The 16,504-nt window shown below is 74.3% G+C and carries 16 protein-coding genes; 8 read left to right on the forward strand and 8 right to left on the reverse strand.

Features of this window, described 5'->3' with window-relative positions; genetic code table 11:
- The first annotated feature begins 30 nt into the window (after positions 1-30).
- The 4 genes from IG64_RS05390 to IG64_RS05405 all read left to right on the forward strand — a co-directional run bounded on the left by IG64_RS05390 (position 31) and on the right by IG64_RS05405 (position 5,000).
- Positions 31-795: a GntR family transcriptional regulator gene (locus IG64_RS05390; protein ID WP_037852478.1), complete on the forward strand. Its 765-nt coding sequence runs from the start codon at positions 31-33 to the stop codon at positions 793-795.
- Between the two features lie 102 nt (positions 796-897).
- Positions 898-2,250: an AAA family ATPase gene (locus IG64_RS05395; protein ID WP_078883808.1), complete on the forward strand. Its 1,353-nt coding sequence runs from the start codon at positions 898-900 to the stop codon at positions 2,248-2,250.
- Between the two features lie 619 nt (positions 2,251-2,869).
- Positions 2,870-3,280 (forward strand): hypothetical protein, encoded by a 411-nt coding sequence (locus tag IG64_RS05400; RefSeq protein ID WP_063758758.1) that lies wholly within the window; start codon positions 2,870-2,872, stop codon positions 3,278-3,280.
- 397 nt (positions 3,281-3,677) lie between these two features.
- The gene (locus IG64_RS05405; RefSeq protein WP_234438397.1) at positions 3,678-5,000 is read left to right on the forward strand and encodes an MFS transporter; all 1,323 of its coding nucleotides are present in this window, start codon (positions 3,678-3,680) and stop codon (positions 4,998-5,000) included.
- 100 nt (positions 5,001-5,100) lie between these two features.
- On the opposite strand, the gene IG64_RS05410 is transcribed toward IG64_RS05405, so the two are convergent.
- From IG64_RS05410 to IG64_RS41960, 3 genes are all read right to left on the reverse strand, one after another.
- The gene (locus tag IG64_RS05410; protein WP_051812384.1) at positions 5,101-6,648 is read right to left on the reverse strand and encodes an MDR family MFS transporter; all 1,548 of its coding nucleotides are present in this window, start codon (positions 6,646-6,648) and stop codon (positions 5,101-5,103) included.
- 116 nt (positions 6,649-6,764) lie between these two features.
- A complete protein-coding gene (locus IG64_RS05415) occupies positions 6,765-7,451 on the reverse strand; it encodes a TetR/AcrR family transcriptional regulator (RefSeq protein ID WP_037852482.1) in 687 nt (228 codons plus the stop codon).
- 137 nt (positions 7,452-7,588) lie between these two features.
- Positions 7,589-7,726, reverse strand: coding sequence for a hypothetical protein (locus IG64_RS41960; RefSeq protein ID WP_234438398.1), 138 nt, complete (start codon positions 7,724-7,726; stop codon positions 7,589-7,591).
- Between the two features lie 38 nt (positions 7,727-7,764).
- Here IG64_RS41960 and IG64_RS38355 point away from each other — a divergent pair, with 38 nt between their 5' ends.
- Positions 7,765-8,250: a zinc-binding dehydrogenase gene (locus IG64_RS38355; protein WP_234438403.1), complete on the forward strand. Its 486-nt coding sequence runs from the start codon at positions 7,765-7,767 to the stop codon at positions 8,248-8,250.
- A 158-nt stretch (positions 8,251-8,408) separates the two neighbouring features.
- On the opposite strand, the gene IG64_RS05425 is transcribed toward IG64_RS38355, so the two are convergent.
- Positions 8,409-9,611 carry a cysteine desulfurase-like protein gene (locus IG64_RS05425; protein WP_037852484.1) on the reverse strand — a complete coding sequence of 401 codons (1,203 nt, stop codon included), beginning with the start codon at positions 9,609-9,611 and terminating at the stop codon, positions 8,409-8,411.
- Between the two features lie 237 nt (positions 9,612-9,848).
- Here IG64_RS05425 and IG64_RS05430 point away from each other — a divergent pair, with 237 nt between their 5' ends.
- The 3 genes from IG64_RS05430 to IG64_RS05440 all read left to right on the forward strand — a co-directional run bounded on the left by IG64_RS05430 (position 9,849) and on the right by IG64_RS05440 (position 12,912).
- Complete coding sequence (locus IG64_RS05430) at positions 9,849-11,333, forward strand: NCS1 family nucleobase:cation symporter-1 (protein ID WP_037852485.1); 1,485 nt, start codon at positions 9,849-9,851, stop codon at positions 11,331-11,333.
- A gap of 32 nt (positions 11,334-11,365) precedes the next feature.
- Positions 11,366-12,091 (forward strand): aspartate/glutamate racemase family protein, encoded by a 726-nt coding sequence (locus tag IG64_RS05435; RefSeq protein ID WP_037852486.1) that lies wholly within the window; start codon positions 11,366-11,368, stop codon positions 12,089-12,091.
- 164 nt (positions 12,092-12,255) lie between these two features.
- On the forward strand, positions 12,256-12,912 hold the full coding sequence (locus IG64_RS05440; protein ID WP_037852487.1) for a GntR family transcriptional regulator: 657 nt from the start codon (positions 12,256-12,258) through the stop codon (positions 12,910-12,912).
- Between the two features lie 38 nt (positions 12,913-12,950).
- Here the strand turns inward: IG64_RS05440 and IG64_RS05445 are convergent, their stop codons facing one another.
- From IG64_RS05445 to IG64_RS05460, 4 genes are all read right to left on the reverse strand, one after another.
- Positions 12,951-13,922 (reverse strand): hypothetical protein, encoded by a 972-nt coding sequence (locus IG64_RS05445; RefSeq protein ID WP_037852490.1) that lies wholly within the window; start codon positions 13,920-13,922, stop codon positions 12,951-12,953.
- 104 nt (positions 13,923-14,026) lie between these two features.
- Positions 14,027-14,968, reverse strand: coding sequence for an urease accessory protein UreD (locus IG64_RS05450; protein ID WP_037852492.1), 942 nt, complete (start codon positions 14,966-14,968; stop codon positions 14,027-14,029).
- Positions 14,965-15,672, reverse strand: a complete 708-nt coding sequence (gene ureG / locus IG64_RS05455; RefSeq protein WP_234438399.1) for an urease accessory protein UreG — start codon at positions 15,670-15,672, stop codon at positions 14,965-14,967. The genes IG64_RS05450 and ureG overlap by 4 nt, the downstream gene beginning before the upstream one ends.
- Before the next feature lie 57 nt (positions 15,673-15,729).
- Entirely contained in the window at positions 15,730-16,416 is a 687-nt protein-coding gene (locus tag IG64_RS05460; protein WP_037852646.1) for an urease accessory protein UreF, read from the reverse strand.
- Positions 16,417-16,504: the final 88 nt, after the last annotated feature.

Consider the following 16,504-nt stretch of genomic DNA (forward strand, 5'->3'; position numbering starts at 1 on the left):
AGGCCGGTGAGACGGCCGGGAAGGCGGGCCGTGACCAACGTTGTCAGCAGCGCCCGACACGAGCGGCCCCAGCCGGGCCGCCGCGTGCGGGTCCCCACGTACTACCGCATCAAGCAGCACGTTCTGGAAATGACGGAGGCGCTGGTGCCCGGCTCCCGTATGCCCGCCGAGCGATTACTCGCCCTCCGGTTCGACGCCTCGCGTACCACCGTCCGGCTCGCCCTCCAGGAACTCGCGAGGGAGGGCCGGCTCGACCGGGTGCACGGGAAAGGCACGTTCGTGGCCCGGCCGAAACTGAGACGTACTCTCCGGCTCACCTCCTACACCGAGGAGATGAGTGCCCAGGGCCTGCGGCCCGCCACCCGGATCCTGGACATCGGCGAGACCGGGCCGGACGCACGGCTCTCCCGGCTGCTCGGCCTCGGCCCCGGCGAACGCGTACTGCGCGTCGAACGGCTGCGCCTGGCCGACGGCGAACCCACCTCCCTGGAGACCACCCACCTGCCCGCCGGCCGGTTCCCGTCCCTGCCGCAGTCGTTGGCGGTCCACGGCTCCCTGTACACCGCACTCACCGAGGACCACGGCGTGCGCCTGGCAGAGGCCGAGGAGACCATCGAGGCCGCCGTCGCCACCCCGCGCGAGGCCGCCCTCCTCGCCACCGACGTCGGCCTTCCGATGCTGCTGCTCACCCGCCACACCCGCGACGCCGACGGCCTCCCGGTGGAATGGACACGCTCCGTCCACCCCGGCTCCCGGCACACCTTCACGGTGCCCCTGACACCTCCCCGGCGCTGAACCGCCCACTGCGCCGGACCCACGTCCCCCGACTCCCCGCCCCCGCAGCCCCACCACACCGATCCAGGGATGTCATGACAAGCACGACGAGATGGGCATGACGTGACCGACACCACCACACTGGAGGCGCTCGCCGCGACTCTGGTCCACGCCCGGGAGGCGGCCTGCCTCACCCAGGAGGACCTGGCCCGCCGGTCCGGACTGAGCGTACGGGCCATCCGCAACCTGGAGACCGGACACACCGCCCGGCCCCGCAAGCAGTCCCTGCGCCTGCTCGCCCAGGCGCTCGGCCTGCCGCCCGCGGACGTCGGACGCCTGCTGCGCACCCCCCGGCCCGAACACCGCCCCGGGCCACGGTCCTTGGCCCTCTCCGCGGAACTCCCCGCCGCCCCCCGCCCCCACCTGGCCGGCAGAGAACCTCTCCTGGACCGGCTGCACGCCCACCTCGTCGCACAGGAACACCCCGACCGCGGGCGGCTCGCCGTCGTGGTGGGGCCGCCGGGCGCCGGGAAGACCGCACTGATCCTTCGCGCCGCCCACACCGTGCGCGCCCGGTTCCCCGACGGCCAGGTCTTCGTCGACCTGCACCCGGCGGGCGCCGCCCCGCTCACCCCCGACCGGCTCGTCCGCCGCGTCCTGCGCTCCCTGGGCGGTACGCCCGACACGGACGGCCCGGACGAAGCCGGCGCACGACTGCGCGACGTCCTCAGCAGGCGGCGCGTCCTCGTCGTCCTCGACAACGCCGCGACCGAGGCGCACATACGCCCGCTGCTCGTCGACGACGTGCGCAGCGCGGTCCTCGTCGCCGCCCGGCGCGAACTGCCCGCCCTGCCCGACCGGTTGGAGCTACGGATCGGCGCACTCGACCGGCCCGACGCCCACCGTGTGCTGGAGGACCTGGCCGGCGCCGCGCGCACCCGGGCGGAACGCTCCGCGGCGATGGACGTCGTGGAGTCCTGCGCACGGCTGCCGCTGGCCCTGCACATCGCCGGGCTCTGGCTCACCACCCGCCCCCACCGCTCGCTGCGTGACCTCGCCCACCGCCTGGCCGACGAGGAACAGCGCCTGCGCTTCCTGCGCGTGGGGGACCTGTCCTTGCAGGACAGCGTCGCCGCCTACCACCAAGGACTGCCCCCGCAGGTCACCGCCGCGCTGGAGCGACTGGCGGCGCTGCGCGGCGACTTCGGCACCGACGAGGTGACGGCCCGCGTCACACCGTCGAGGGAACACGCCGCCGACCTCCTCGACGAACTGCTCCACCGCCAGGTCACCCACGTCAGCGCCGCCGACGGCCCGGATGGGACCCGCTACCGCCTGCACGACGCCGTACGTCTGTACGCGGCCCACTGTCTCGCCGGCCCGCCCGGCCACACCGCGAGGACGGCCCCGCCCGCCCTGCCCCGGCAGCGCCTCCCGCAGCGCCGCAGGGACCCCCGGCTGCGCGCCACCACCTGAGCGGGACGGACGCCCGATCGGGGGCGTGTGCCGGCCGAGGCACTGCCGCGCGGCCTTCCGTACGCGGTGGTCCGGGCCGGCGGCCGAGGCGGGACGGCCGCTGGGGAAGGGGCCCCGGCGGCGGCCCCGGGCGAATGCCGCGCGGCGGCCGCCGCTCGCCGTCCGCCCCGACCGGCGGCACGCCACCGCCTCGGCCGTCCGGCGGTGTGCCGGCAGCCCGGGGCGTCCCGGCGCATGCCGAGCCCTGCCGTCCGTCCGCGTGCCGGGAGTCTCGGCGGTCCGCGCGTGTGCTGAGTCGTGCCGTCGGTCCGGGTGCCGGGAGTCTCGGCGGTCCGCGCGTGTGCCGAGCGTGCGCCGTCCGTCCGGGTGCCGGGAGTCTCGGCCGTCCGCGCGTGTGCCGAGCCTGCGCCGTCCGTCCGCGTGTCGGGAGTCTCGCTGGTCCGCGCCTTCGCCGAGCCCGTGCCGTCCGTATGCCGTGCTCCGCGTACGGTGCCGACGTATTCCGGCATATCACCACGGAACTCCCCGGCCTTCCGCCATACTCGACGCGTCATCCCCCCACGAGGCCGTGCCGGGACCGACCCGCGTCGCGGCCCCCGACACCCCTGTGGAGCACACGATGCGCACGCAGCTCGCGGCAGGTCTCGGCACCCTCCTGCTCGCCGCCACGTTTCCCGGCCAGGCCGCGACCGCCGGGGCCCAGGCCGCCGCGGACCCCACCAGCCACTTCGACGTCCCCTACGGCAGCACCTACACCCGGGGCACCCTGACCTGGCACAACCGGTCGGTGAGCATCTCCGGTGAACACAAGTCCGTGAGCCCGACGTCCTGCCGGACGACCTGGCTGACGACGTACAGCGGCACGAAGCCCCTCGGGGCCGACGGCTACCGCCCCTCCGTGTGCAACGCGTCGGCGAAGTTCACCTTCTCCGTCGTGGCCGACGCCCCCGGCGGGGCCACCCGGGTCAAGGTCTGCCTCGACCACAAGGGCATCGAGGACCTCGCCTGCAAGTACTACAGGCGCCCCTGACCGGCCCGCTCGTCGGCACAGGCACCGGTCTCCCCGACCCCCGTTGCTCCGGCGGGCCTTGACCCGCAGCCGGCACGCCCTGATATGGTCCATCCGATTCCCGGGGCCGCACTCGACGGTCCCCGGACCCGGCCTCACCGAGCCGTCGCGGACCTCACCGCCCTCGTATCCGACGAACCACCGCCCCTTCGGGCGCGTTCCTCGTGCTTTTGGTGTACGCGACAGCGACCGGCCCCCGACCGACGGGCGGGCGCGGCAGGCCACCCGCACAGCACACCCCACCGGCGACCGCCCGGTGGGGTTTCGCTGTTTCTCCACCCGGCACCGCCCGCCGAGCGCTGCCGGCCGACCACCAGTTCGCCGCGGCCCGGCCGCGGCCCACCCTCCGGGAGCCCGTATGACCTCCACCTCTCCCCAGCGACCACCGGCAGAACCCACGCAGGACGGAGCCCCCACCGCGTCCGGTGGTACGGGAGCGGACGGCGGGCCGCCGCGGAAGGTGCCGCTGCGCCGCCTCCCCGGATTCCGCTGGTTCTGGATGTCCCGCGCGGTCTCCGGGCTCGGTTCCGCCGTGACGGCGGTGGCCCTGCCCGTGCTGACCTTCCAGGAGACCCGCTCGCCGCTGCTGGTCTCGCTGGTCGCGGCGGCCGGAACCCTGCCCTACGTGGTCTTCGGGCTGATCGCGGGTGCCGTCGCCGACCGGACCGACCGACGGCGGCTGATGATCGCCGCCGACTGGCTCAACGCGGCCTGCCTCGCCTCGGTCCCGTTCGCCGCCGCCCTCGGCGTGCTGACGGCCGGTCACCTCCTGGCCGTCGCGTTCACCTCCGCCGCACTCGGGCTCTTCTTCGACGCGGGCGTCTACGGATTCGTCCCCGACGTCGTCGGAAAGGACCATCTGGCGGCGGCCAACAGCGCCCTGTACGGCACCGAGACCGTCGTCCGTATCGCAGGCAACGCGCTGGCGGGCGGCCTGATCCTGCTCCTCCGGCCCGCCGGCACCCTGGCCCTGGACGGCCTGTCCTTCGCCGTGTCCGCGCTGCTCGTCAGGGCCGTCTCCCGCACCGAGGGACGCCCCGGCGCACCGGCGGCACGGCGTGCCGGGTTCCGGGAGTCCGTAGGCGAAGGCCTCCGCTTCCTGCTCGGGCACCCCACGTTGCGCGTCATGACTCTCGTCGGCACCCTCCAGTCGTTCTCCGGCGGGGCGATCGTCGGCCAGCTCGCCGTCTTCGCCGACCGGGTGCTGGGCATCCACGGTTCCGACGGGCGGATCGGGCTGCTGTACATGGCGTGGAGCGCCGGGGGCATCGGCGGGTCCCTGCTGCTGCCCCGGCTGCGGCGCCGCTTCACCGCCTTCCCGCTGCTGCTCGGGGTCCTGCCGGTGGGGGCGGTGCTCGGCCTGGTCGTGGTGCGCACCTCCGACTGGCGGGTGGCCCTGCCCGCCCTGGCGGCGTGGGGATCGGCGTACCTCGTGGTCCTGGTGAACACGATGACCTACTCCCAGGAGGTGACCCCGCCCGGACTGCAGGGGCGGGTCAACACCACCCGCCGGATGCTCTCCTCGGGCCTGGGCGTGCCGCTCGGCGCCCTGGTGGCGGGTACCCTCACGGTCCGCGCCGGCGTCCAGGCCGGGATGTCCACCGCGGTCGCCGCGATCGCCCTGGCCGCGGCCGTCGTCTGGGGCGTCCACGCGCGCCGGTGGACACGGCCGCGGAACTAGGGTCTCGGGTTCGGGCCATGCCGGGCCCGGGGGGTCTGGCACCGCACGACGCAGGGGGCGGCGCGCCCGGCACCGCCCCCTGCGTGGAGGTGACCGCGGATCAGCCGACCGGCGCGGCGGCGTCGGACTCCTCGGCGAGCCGTTCCATGCCGCTGGTCGTCTTCAGCGGCTTCTCCTTGAGGAACACGACCGTGATCAGCGCCAGCAGCGCACAGGGCGCGGCCACCAGGAACAGGTCGGCGGTGGCGACCCCGTAGGCGTGCTCGACGATCGAACGCATCGGGCCGGGCAGGGACTTCATGTCCGGCACCCCGCTGCCGCCACCCTGCTGCCGACCCGCGGGGGCCGTGACGCCCGCCGCCTTCAGGCCCTTGGCCAGCTCCGTGGTGACCCGGTGCGCGAGGATCGCGCCCAGGACGCTGGTGCCGACCGTGCCGCCCATGCTGCGGAAGAAGGACAGCACCGACGTGGCGGCGCCCAGCTCGGCGGCCGGCACGTCGTTCTGCGCGGCCAGCACCAGGTTCTGCATCAGCATGCCGACGCCGATCCCGAGCACCGCCATGTAGAGGCTGAGCAGGGCGAAGGGCGTGTCGGCGTCGATGGTGGAGAGCAGGGCCAGGCCGACGGTCATCGTGACCGCGCCCGCCACCAGGTACCGCTTCCACCGTCCGGTCCTGCTGATCACCTGACCCGCGACGGTCGACGACACCAGCAGGCCGAGGATCATGGGCAGGCTCATCAGACCGGCGACGGTCGGCGACTTGCCCAGCGATATCTGGAAGTACTGCGAGAGGAAGACCGTACCGCCGAACATGGCGACACCGACGAAGAGGCTCGCGACCGTCGTGAGCGTCACCGTCCGGTTGCGGAAGATGCCGAGCGGGATCACCGGCTCCGCGGTGCGCGCCTCCACGAAGACGGCGGCGACGAGCAGCAGCGCTCCGCCTGCGGTGAGCGCGGCCGTCTGCCAGGAGGCCCAGTCGAACTGGTTGCCCGCCAGCGAGACCCAGATGAGCAGGGCGCAGACACCGGCCACGATGAGGAAGGCACCCAGGAAGTCGATCCTCACCTCGCGCCGGACGGTGGGCAGGGTCAGCGTGCGCTGCAGCAGCACGATGGCCAGCAGCGCGAACGGCACGCCGATGAAGAAGCACCAGCGCCAGCCCAGCCAGGAGGTGTCGACCAGGACACCGCCGACCAGCGGCCCGGCCACCGTGCCGACCGCGAAGACGGCGCCGAACATGCCGGCGTACTTGCCCAGCCTGCGCGGCGGGATGACGGAGGCCATGACGACCTGGGCCAGCGCGGTCAGGCCGCCCGCGCCGATGCCCTGCACCACCCGGCTGAAGATCAGCAGACCCACGCCGTGGGAGAAGCCGGCCAGCAGCGACCCGACGACGAACATGCTGAGCGACAGCTGGAGCAGCAGCTTCTTGTTGTAGAGGTCCGACAGCTTGCCCCACAGCGGCACCGTCGCCGTCATGGACAGCAGCTCGGCGGTCACCACCCAGGTGTACGCGGACTGGCTGGCACCGAGGTCGGCGATGATGGTGGGCAGGGCGTTGGACACCACGGTGCCCGCCAGGATCGCCACGAACATGCCGGCCATCAGGCCCGACATGGCCTGGAGTATCTGACGGTTGGTCATGGCGGCGGGAGACGCCTCTGCGGGCGCCGGTGGTGAGGTCACGACAGCTCTTTCGACACGGGTGGACGGGTGGAGCGGACAGGAAGGGACGGCCCTGCGGCCGGTCCGGGCAGGCGCTACGCCCGGGCGCCGGGCGCCGGTGGCGTCGGCAGTCCCGCGGCGAGCAGTGCGAAGACCTCGCGGAAGACGTCGGCGAAGGCGGCTTCCTCCTGGCGGGAGCACCAGTGCTCCACGCTGACCCGCACGGCGGCGCTCGCGATGGCGGCCACCAGACGCGGATAGAGGTCGAGAGGGGCGGGCGGGTCCTCGGTCTCCCCGGCCGGCCGGCCGGGCGAGCCGGCGCCCGCGGCCAGGCGCGTGGCGACGGCCTCGGCGAGCCGGGTCTCGTACGCCATGTGGGCCCCGAGGCTGCGGACCAGGAGGTGTGGTGCGGCATGCAGGACATCGACGTGCAGGGTCCACAGCTCGTGCTGCTGCTCGACGCCGACCAGTTCCGCCGCCACGGCGTCGCGGACGGCCTCCAGCGGGGAGAGCGCGGCGGGGGCGTGGAGCACGGCGCGCCGGACCCGGGTGCCGGCGTCCGCGTCGAGGATCAGGAAGGCGTCCTCCCGCGACTCGAAGTAGTTGAAGAACGTACGCACGGACACGCCCGCCGCGGCGCTGATGGCCTCCACGGTGACCTTGTCCGCCCCGTGCTCGGCGGCCAGCCGTACGGCGGCCTCGGTGAGAGCGGCGCGCGTCGCCCGCTTCTTCCGCTCACGCAGTCCGCCCCCAGCGGTCTCTTCCTTCGCCACGATGTGCATGTTATGCAAAAATGCAGATCATGCAAATTGGAGCCGGGACCGTCGGCCGACGGGCACCGGGGTGACGGCGACGGCCGGGTGCGCGCCCGCGGCACGGGCCCCGGGCACGGCCGGCAGGCCGACCCCGCCGAGTCCGTTCACCACGGGGAGCGGCCGGGTCCCCGGCGCGCGGTGTTGACGGTGGCCCCGGCGCCCGTCAGGGCCGCGCAGCCGAACAGGGAGGCGACGGTGAAGGACACGTCGGAGGGGATCGGCACCGCCGACTCCCGGGCCACGACGGCATGTTCGGAGAAGACCGGGACGCCCGGTGGGGGTGGGCCCGTTCGCCGGAGGCGTCGGTGAGCAGGGACCGGCCGGACGCGAGCTGGCCCTGCGGCGCGGCGCCACCCACGCCTTCGCCCCGGACGAGGCGGCGGAGGCCGTGCGTGACCTGACCGGCGGGGGAGCGGAGGTGGCGATCGAGGCGGCCGGCAGTCCGCGGGTGGTGGCCGCGTGCCCGGACACGGTCGGCCGCGGCGGCACGGTCGTCCCGGCCGGCCTCCCGGCTCCCGGCCGGACACCGGAGGTGCCTGCGCCGGCGTTCGCGGGGGAGCATCGCCGGCTACTCCATGGGCGATGCGGTGCCGCGCCGCGACATCCCGCGCTTCCCCGGCCTGGGGCGAGCCGGTCCGAAACCAGTCGGGGAACCGTATACCCGCTCCCTCGCCCTCGACGACCTCTCAAGACGGCCCTGGAGGAACTCGCCCAGGCCCTGTCGTCACGTTCCCGTCGTCCGCCCGCGGGGCAGACGGGAACGTGACGACAGGGCCTGGGACCGCGCGGTGCGCCAGGTCGTCGACACCTCCGGCGTGCCGTACGCGACCGGGCGGGGCGTGAGGACCCCGGACACCGCGCGCTGAACACGGCGGCCCGCCGGCGCGAACCGGCACGGCGCCCCGCCCGCCGGCCCGCCTCCCCTCACCGGGGGAGGCGGGCCAGTGCCGTCAGCAGCCGGTCGACGTCCTCGGCGCTGCTGTACGGCGCCAGTCCCACCCGTACGCCGCCCTCGTCGCCCAGACCGAGGCGGCGCGAGGCCTCCACCGCGTAGAAGGACCCGGCGGGGGCGTCCACCGCGTGCGCGGCCAGATGCCGGGAGACCTCGGCCGGGCGCAGGCCGGCCACCGTGAACAGGAGCGTCGGCGTGCGCCGCGCGGCCCGCGAGTGCACGGTGATCCCGCCCAGGTCCGCCAGACCCCGCTCGATCCGCTCGCGCAGCGCCTCCTCGTGGGCCTCCAGCGCCGCGAAGGAAGCGGTCAGCCGTTCCCGGCGACCGCCCCGCGCCCCGGGTTCCAGGCCGGCGAGGAAGTCCACCGCGGCACGGGCGCCGGCCAGCAACTCGTAGGGCAGCGTGCCCAGTTCGAAGCGTTCGGGGACGGCGTCGCTGGAGGGCAGCAGTTTGTCGGGACGGAGGGTCTCCAGGAACGAGGGCCTTGCCGCCAGGACGCCAAGGTGCGGGCCGAGGAACTTGTAGGGCGAGCACACCAGCGTGTCCGCGCCCCAGGCGGCCAGGTCGACCGCCGCGTGCGCGGCGTAGTGCACGGCGTCCACGTGCAGCAGCGCGCCGGCCTCGTGCGCCAGGTGCGCGAGGGCCGGGACGTCGGGGCGGGTGCCGATCAGGTTGGACGCGGCGGTGACGGCGACCAGCCGCGTGCGCGGGGACAGGACGTCCGCCAGGTGCTCGGGGCGCAGCTCCCCGGAGTCCGGGTCGAAGTCCGCCCAGCGCACCCGCGCGCCGACCGCCTCGGCGGCCTGCACCCACGGCCGGATGTCGCTGTCGTGGTCGAGGCGGGTGACCACCACCTCGTCGCCCGGCGCCCAGGTCCGGGCGAGCGTACGGGACAGGTCGTACGTCAACTGGGTGGCGCTGCGGCCGAAGACGACACCTCGCGGGTCGACCCCGAGCAGGTCGGCCAGGGCGCCGCGGGCCCGCGTGACGATGTCGTCCGCGTTGCGCTCGCCCTCCGTGGTCCGGCCCCGGTTGGCGAGCGGTCCGGCCAGGGCCTCGGCGACGGCGTCGATGACCGGCTGCGGCGTCTGGGTGCCGCCGGGCGCGTCGAAGCGCGCCGAGCCGGACTTCAGCGCCGGGACCTGGGAGCGGATGACGTCGACGTCGAGGGACATGCGGCCTCCTGGTGGGCGCGGACGGCTCCGGCCCGCGCCGGCTGACGCGGTCGTGCACATGATCGCAGCTCCGGCCGGCGGAGGGCATGTCTCCACCACCCGAAAAAAATGGTATTCCATTTTCCGGCAGAACCCTTGACGGTGCTCGCGGGCGCTCATTACGTTCTGGGCCACGGAAGCGCTCTTCCGTTTCGTGGAAATCCTCCGAGTTCCCTCTCCCCGACCCAGGAGTCCTGCATGACTGCCCTGGAAGACCGGTCGTCCGTGGAGACCGGTGGCACCGCCACCAGTTCCGCCCTCTACACCTACGACCTCGCCCCGACGAAACGGGAAGGGCGCCGCTGGGGCGCCTACAACGTCTTCACCCTCTGGGCCAACGACGTGCACAGTCTCGGCAACTACGCGTTCGCCATCGGCCTGTTCGCGCTCGGCCTGAACGTGTGGGGCATCCTGGCCGCCTTCGCGCTCGCCTCCGTCCTGCTCTTCCTCCTGCTCACGCTCTCCGGGTTCATGGGACACAAGACGGGCGTCCCCTTCCCGGTCATGAGCCGTATCGCCTTCGGCGTCAAAGGCGCGAAGATGCCGGCCGCCGTCCGCGGTGTCGTCGCCATCGCCTGGTTTGGTATCCAGACCTATCTCGCCTCGGCCGTCCTGAGCACCCTCCTGGTCGCCATGTTCCCCGGACTGAGCCGGCTGGACACCCACTCCCTGCTCGGCCAGTCGGCGCTCGGCTGGATCACGTTCCTGGCGCTGTGGGGCCTTCAGGTGCTCATCGTCAGCTACGGCATGCAGATGATCCGCCGCTACATGGCCTTCGCCGCACCCACCACGCTGCTCACCATGTGCGCCCTGGCGGTGTGGATGTTCGTCCGCGCGGGCGGCTCGGTCTCCCTCGACGACGGGAAGCCGCTGACCGGCGGCGCCATGTGGCTCCAGGTTTTCCAGGCCGCCGCGCTGTGGGTGGTGATCTACGGGACGTTCGTCCTCAACTTCTGCGACTTCACCCGCTCCGCGCGCAGCCGCGGCGCCATCGTCCGCGGCAACGTCATCGGCATCCCGGTCAACATGCTCTTCTTCGCCTGCATCGTCGCGGTCCTCAGCGGGGCCCAGTTCAAGCTCGACGGACGCGTCATCACCAGCCCAACCGACATCGTCCGGACCATCCCGAACATGTTCCTGCTGGCCGTCGCCTCGCTCGCGCTGATCGCCCTGACCGTCGCGGTGAATCTGCTGGCCAACTTCGTGGCCCCCATCTACGCCCTGGTCAACCTGTTCCCCCGACGGCTCGACTTCCGCAGGGCCGGCCTGGTGAGCGCGGGCCTCGGCCTCGTCATCACCCCCTGGAACCTGTACAACAGCCCGGTCGCGGTGAACTACTTCCTCGGCGGCCTCGGCGCCCTGCTCGGCCCCCTGTTCGGCGTGATCATGGCGGACTACTGGATGCTGCGGAAGTCCCGGGTGAACGTGCCCGCCCTCTACACCGAGGACGCGGACGCCGACTACCACTACCGGCGCGGCTACAACCCGCGCGCCGTCGCCGCGTTCGTGCCGAGCGCGGCCGTCGCCGTCGCGGTCGCCCTGGTGCCCGTCTTCCACACCCTCGCCGGATTCTCCTGGTTCGTCGGCGCGCTCCTCGCCGCCGCGCTGTACACGGTCCTCGCCGACCGCACCGCACCCGTCCGCGACCTGGACGGCGAGGCCATCGCCGTCGCCGCCGAATAGCCCGCCCGAGCAGAAGGCCGGAGCCCGCTCCCATGCGCATCCTCGTCGTCAACGTCAACACCACGCAGTCCATCACCGACGCGATCGGCAGGCAGGCGGCCGAGGCCGCTTCACCGGGCACGGAGATCGTGCCGCTGACCCCCTCCTTCGGCGCGGAGTCCGTCGAGGGCAACTACGAGAGCTACCTCGCGGCCGTCGCCGTCATGGAGACCGTCCGCGCCCACCCCGGACCGTACGACGCGGTGATCCAGGCCGGGTACGGCGAACACGGCCGCGAAGGACTCCAGGAGCTGCTCGACGTCCCGGTCGTCGACATCACCGAGGCGGCGGCCAGCACCGCCCGGTTCCTGGGCCGCCGCTACTCCGTCGTCACCACCCTCGACCGCACGGTCCCCCTGATCGAGGAGCGCCTGGAGGTGGCCGGACTGAGCGCGAGATGCGCCTCCGTCCGCGCCACCGGACTCCCCGTGCTCGCCCTCGAACAGGACGAGCGGGCCGCCGCGGACGCCATCGCCGAACAGTCCGTGCGCGCGGTGGCCGACGACCGCGCCGAGGTGATCTGCCTGGGCTGCGGGGGCATGGCCGGCCTCGCCGGACAGGTCGCGGACCGTACCGGAGTCCCGGTCGTCGACGGGGTGAGCGCCGCCGTGACCGTCGCCGAGTCACTGGTCCGCCTGGGCCTGTCCACCTCCAAGGTGCGCACCTACGCCCCGCCCCGGCCCAAGCGGTTCGCCAACTGGCCGCCGGCGGCAGGCTGACCCGTCGCACCGGCCGGTCCGCCAGGCCCGGCGGCCTCCCGTCGCTCCCCGGCCCGGCGGTGCGCCGTCCGGGCCGCGGGGTATCCTGACGGGCCGCCCGGCTGCTTCGCCGCACGGACGCAGACGGTGCCGGAACGGGACGGGACGGGAGACGAAGGACCGAGATGACGGCGTCAGGGGACTACGTGCCCGAGTCCGAGCGGGTGACGCGGCAGTTGCGCGACGAGATCCTCGACGGAGTACGGCGGCCCGGCAGCCGTCTGGTCGAACGCGAACTCGCCGAGGCGCTCGGCGTGAGCCGGCTGCCCGTCCGCGAGGCGCTCAAGACCCTGGTGGCCGAGGGCCTGGTGACGCCGCGTCCGCGGAGCTGGGCCGTGGTGCGCGAGTTCACCGCAAGCGACGTCGCCGACCTCGACGAGGTCCGTTCGGCCCTGGAGACCCTCTCCTTCCGGCTCGCCGCACAGCGCCACACACGCGACGGCCTGCGCCGGCTGCGCGCGGACCTGGACGCCGAGCTGGAGGCGGCCCGCTCCGGCGACGCCGTGCGGGCACGCCGGGCCGCGGCCGACTTCCACCAGACCGTCACCACGCTGGCCGCCAACGAACTGCTCAACGAACTCGACCGCGTCCTCAGCAGCCGCATGCGGTGGTTCCGGGGCCAGCACGACGACCTGCTGGGTGTGGCCCTGGAGCACGAGGCCCTCTACCAGGCCATCGCGGAACGCGACGTCGAGCGGGTCGGAACACTCGTCCTCAGCCACCTGGCGACCGGCCGCAGCGCGGCCCTGGGCCACCGCGGCCAGGAGCGCGACCAGGACTGAGCGGGGGCCGACCGGAGTGCCGCGGCGCACGGCGGCCGCTAGCGGCGGCCCGACGCCGGCCGGTCCGCCTCCCGTCCGGCCCGGTCCGCCTCGCGTTCGGCCCGGCGGGCCTCCCGCTCGGCCCCGGTGAGGGCGTCGGCGGCCGTCCGCAGCCGCCCCTCGGCCTCCTCCCGCTCCCGTTCGGCCCGCCGCAGTCCCTCACGGGCCCGCCGCAGCTCCTCACCGGCCCGGCGCACCTCCTCCTCGGCGGCGGACACCCGCTCACCGGCCTGGTCGCACCGGTCGCCCGCCCGCCGCGCCCGCGCGTCGGCCTCGGCGTGCTCCTCCCGCAGGGCACGCAGCCGCTCCGCGGCCTCCTCGGCCGCCTTCCCGGCCGCCGCGAGCCGCGTCCGCCGCTTCCGGCGCCGCTCGTCCAGTTCGTCCTTCGTCCGGGACCGGGCCGGTGCGCCCGCGGCAGCCGGACGGCGCGCCGCCGGGGCGGCCCCCGCCTCCGGGCCGGTGCCGCCGGGGAACGCCGACGGCGGCGTGAGCGCGCTGTGCAGCCGGCCGGCGGCCCACAGACCGGCGGCGTCCGGGTCGCTGAGCACGGCGCGCAGGGTGGACTCCAGCTCCTGGCGCACCGCGCCGGACAGCGGGTGCCCCGCGTCCCGGGCGAGCTGCGCCGCCTGCCCGGACAGCGCGGCGACGACACGCTGCCGCCGAGCGGACAACTCACGCAGCCCGTCGGCGTCCAGGGTGCGGTACGCCTCGCGCAGCGCCCGGCCCAGCTGGAGGAACTGTTCGCTCTCCGCCGGGCGGGAGCGCAGCAGCAGGTTGGCCGCCCAGGCAGCCAGGGTGGGCCGCCGGGCGGCATGGATGCGGCGGGCGTCCTCGGCACGCCCGTCGGCCCTGGCCGCGCCCGCCAGTTCCTCCCGGCGGGCGACGAAGCCGGCCGGCGGCACGGTGTAGAGGTCGTCGAGGGCCGCCTCGGCCCCGTGCCCCGTGCCACCGCGGCCGTTCTCGCGCTTCATGATCCCCAGGCTCCACCGCCCGGGACCGTCCCGCATCCGCAAGGGGCCCGGGCCGCGCGTGCCGCCGCGGCACTCCTGGGACCGGCTGGAGCGGCTCGCTCGCGTCAGGTCTTGCGCAGGTCGGGCGCGGGGACGCCGAGGAGCAGACGGCGCACCGCGTCCCAGGCGGCGCGCAGGGCACGGGCCACCGCGGGCGGGTCGCTGCCCATGATCCGCACCCACGCGCCGCAGTCGTCGGGCAGCATGCTCACCCCGAAGGCCTGGCCTGCGGTGCGCAACGCCTCGTGCAGGGTGTCGGCGACCTCACCGGCGGCGGCGAGCGGCGTGAGCACGAACAGCGTGGCCATCAGGTCGTGGCCGCCGAAGACGGCCGGGCCGGTGACCGAGCCGGGCTCCCGCGGATCCAGCCGTACGGTGTCCAGGACCAGCAGGTCGCCGTCGGGCCGCGTGATCTCCAGGTCGCTGAACAGCATGCGGTAGGCGTGCCGTTCACCGCGCGCCAGCCGTCCGGCCGTGATCGTCTCGCCCAGCAGGACGGTGGCCGTCGGGTCCGCGGTCACCAGGGTCTGCTGGTAGAAGCGGGCGTCGCGGTAGGGGATCAGCGGGTCGGGCAGGTACTCGACGTAACTGTCCGCGCCGGCAGTGAGGTGGACGACCTGCGTGGCGTGGTCGAACTCCACCCGGTGCAGCTTCGTGGCCGCCTGCGTCGTCAGGTGCACGGCGGTGCCCGGACCGCAGTCGACGTCGATGCGGTTGCGGTCGGCCTGGACGATGCCGCCGCCGGTGGACATCAGGTAGGTGAACGGCATGTCCGGCCGGAGGGGGTCCACGTACAGCGGCCGCATGATCTGCAGCGGCGACTTCTGGTAGCGGTGGACGAGTTCGGTGCGCTCGCCGACGCGGGCGTAGCGCAGTTCGAGCAGGCCGACCTTGCCGGGGCGCCCGGCGGCCAGGGTGTCCGCGGGGCCGGTCAGGCCGAGCATCCGGGCCGGAACCCGCCGGGGTTCGTAGTGTGCGGGATCCAGCCGCGCGGGCGCCTTCGTCATGCGGACGCCGCCGGAGCGCCGGCCGGCCGGGCCGCCTCGTGGGCCAGCACGAAGTCGGCGATGGTGTCCAGGCCCTGACCGGTGAGGGAGTTGGTGAGCACCACCGGCCGGCCCTCCCGGACGGTGTGGGCGTCCGCCTCCATCTGCGCAAGGTCGCAGCGCACGTACTGGGCGATGTCGACCTTGTTGATGACGAGCAGTTCGCACTCGGTGATGCCCGGGCCGCGCTTGCGGGGCATCTTGTCGCCCTCGGCGGTGTCCAGGACGAACAGGAACAGGTCGACCAGGGCCGGGCTGAAGGTGAGCGTCAGGTTGTCGCCGCCGCTCTCGAAGAGCAGCGTGTCCACCTCGGGGAAGCGCTCCAGGATCTCGTCGGCCGCCGCCTGGTTCATCGTCGGGTCGTCCCGGACCGCGGTGTGCGGGCAGGCGCCGGTCTCCACGCCGACGATGCGGTCGGCGGCGAGGATTCCGTCCAGGGTGCGCCGCACGTGCGCGGCGTCCTCGGAGGTGTAGATGTCGTTGGTGATCACGGCGGGGGTGCGGCCGCGTTCGATGAGCACCGGGACGAGCGCCTCGATCAGCGCGGTCTTGCCCGAGCCGACCGGCCCGGCGACGCCCACGCGCAGCACACCGTCCTGGGGGCGCCGGACGAACTCGTCGTGGTCGTGGTGGTGCGAGCCCTTGACCTGGGTGGGGTCGTGCATGGTGATCCGTGCTCCTTGTCAGACGTGGTGGTTCTCGGTGGGGGTGGCAGCCGTGGCTCAGCTGGCGAACAGCCGGGCCTCGGCGCGTTCGTGGCGGCCCGCCATGACGTCGGCCACGGGGACGCATCCGCCGAGGTCGGCCAGTTCCCGGTGCAGCGCCGCCTCCACGGTCTCCTCGATGACCGGGGCGGCGCCGTGCAGGACGACCTGGGCCCGCCGGTGGTCGGTGAGCCGCAGCCGCAGGGCGGCGCCGACGAAGCTGGCCGCGAAGGCGAACAGCTCGCAGGTGACGGCCTGCCGCACGGTGAGGCCGTTGCCGGCGTGGACGACGCCGGCGACGACCGGCTGGCAGCCGCGCACCGCGCCGTCCCGGTACAGCGTCCGGTACCGCTCGATCGGCGCGGTGCCGTAGACCTCGCCCGCCAGGTCGAGCAGCTGCCGCCCGGTGCGCACGGCGGCCTGCCGCGCCTCACGGCCCAGCTTCGTGGCGTGCAGCCGCCGCTCCACGGCCACCACCTCGTCCCAGTCGTCCGCGCCGACCGCGCGGTGGGTGAGGGCGAGGGCGGTGGCGTCGGCCGGTCCCGCGCTGTGGCGGAGCAGGTCGTTCAGGAGGGCGGGCAGGGTGCGCGGGGTGACCGCACGGGCCTGCTGGAAGCCCTCCAGGCCGTGGGAGAGGGTGTAGTAGCCGCTGGGGAAGGCCGAGTCGGTGAGCTGGAGCCCGGTCAGCAGCGCCGGGATCGGCATCGGGTCGTTCACGCCGGGTTTCCGTTCCTGCCGGACGGCCGTACGCCGGGACCGGCCGTGGGGCGCGCAGGGCACGCGGGGTGCCCTG

The organism is Streptomyces sp. NRRL S-340 (assembly GCF_000720185.1).
Lineage (GTDB): Bacteria > Actinomycetota > Actinomycetes > Streptomycetales > Streptomycetaceae > Streptomyces.

Coding starts and splice junctions, on each gene's coding strand:
- IG64_RS05405 (WP_234438397.1), top strand. CDS start 3,678: ATGACCTCCACCTCTCCCCAGCGACCACCGGCAGAACCCACGCAGGAC.
- IG64_RS05445 (WP_037852490.1), bottom strand. CDS start 13,922: ATGAAGCGCGAGAACGGCCGCGGTGGCACGGGGCACGGGGCCGAGGCG.
- IG64_RS05410 (WP_051812384.1), bottom strand. CDS start 6,648: ATGACCAACCGTCAGATACTCCAGGCCATGTCGGGCCTGATGGCCGGC.
- IG64_RS05430 (WP_037852485.1), top strand. CDS start 9,849: ATGACTGCCCTGGAAGACCGGTCGTCCGTGGAGACCGGTGGCACCGCC.
- IG64_RS05460 (WP_037852646.1), bottom strand. CDS start 16,416: ATGCCGATCCCGGCGCTGCTGACCGGGCTCCAGCTCACCGACTCGGCC.
- ureG (WP_234438399.1), bottom strand. CDS start 15,672: ATGCACGACCCCACCCAGGTCAAGGGCTCGCACCACCACGACCACGAC.
- IG64_RS05435 (WP_037852486.1), top strand. CDS start 11,366: ATGCGCATCCTCGTCGTCAACGTCAACACCACGCAGTCCATCACCGAC.
- IG64_RS05425 (WP_037852484.1), bottom strand. CDS start 9,611: ATGTCCCTCGACGTCGACGTCATCCGCTCCCAGGTCCCGGCGCTGAAG.
- IG64_RS05450 (WP_037852492.1), bottom strand. CDS start 14,968: ATGACGAAGGCGCCCGCGCGGCTGGATCCCGCACACTACGAACCCCGG.
- IG64_RS05415 (WP_037852482.1), bottom strand. CDS start 7,451: ATGCACATCGTGGCGAAGGAAGAGACCGCTGGGGGCGGACTGCGTGAG.
- IG64_RS05440 (WP_037852487.1), top strand. CDS start 12,256: ATGACGGCGTCAGGGGACTACGTGCCCGAGTCCGAGCGGGTGACGCGG.
- IG64_RS05400 (WP_063758758.1), top strand. CDS start 2,870: ATGCGCACGCAGCTCGCGGCAGGTCTCGGCACCCTCCTGCTCGCCGCC.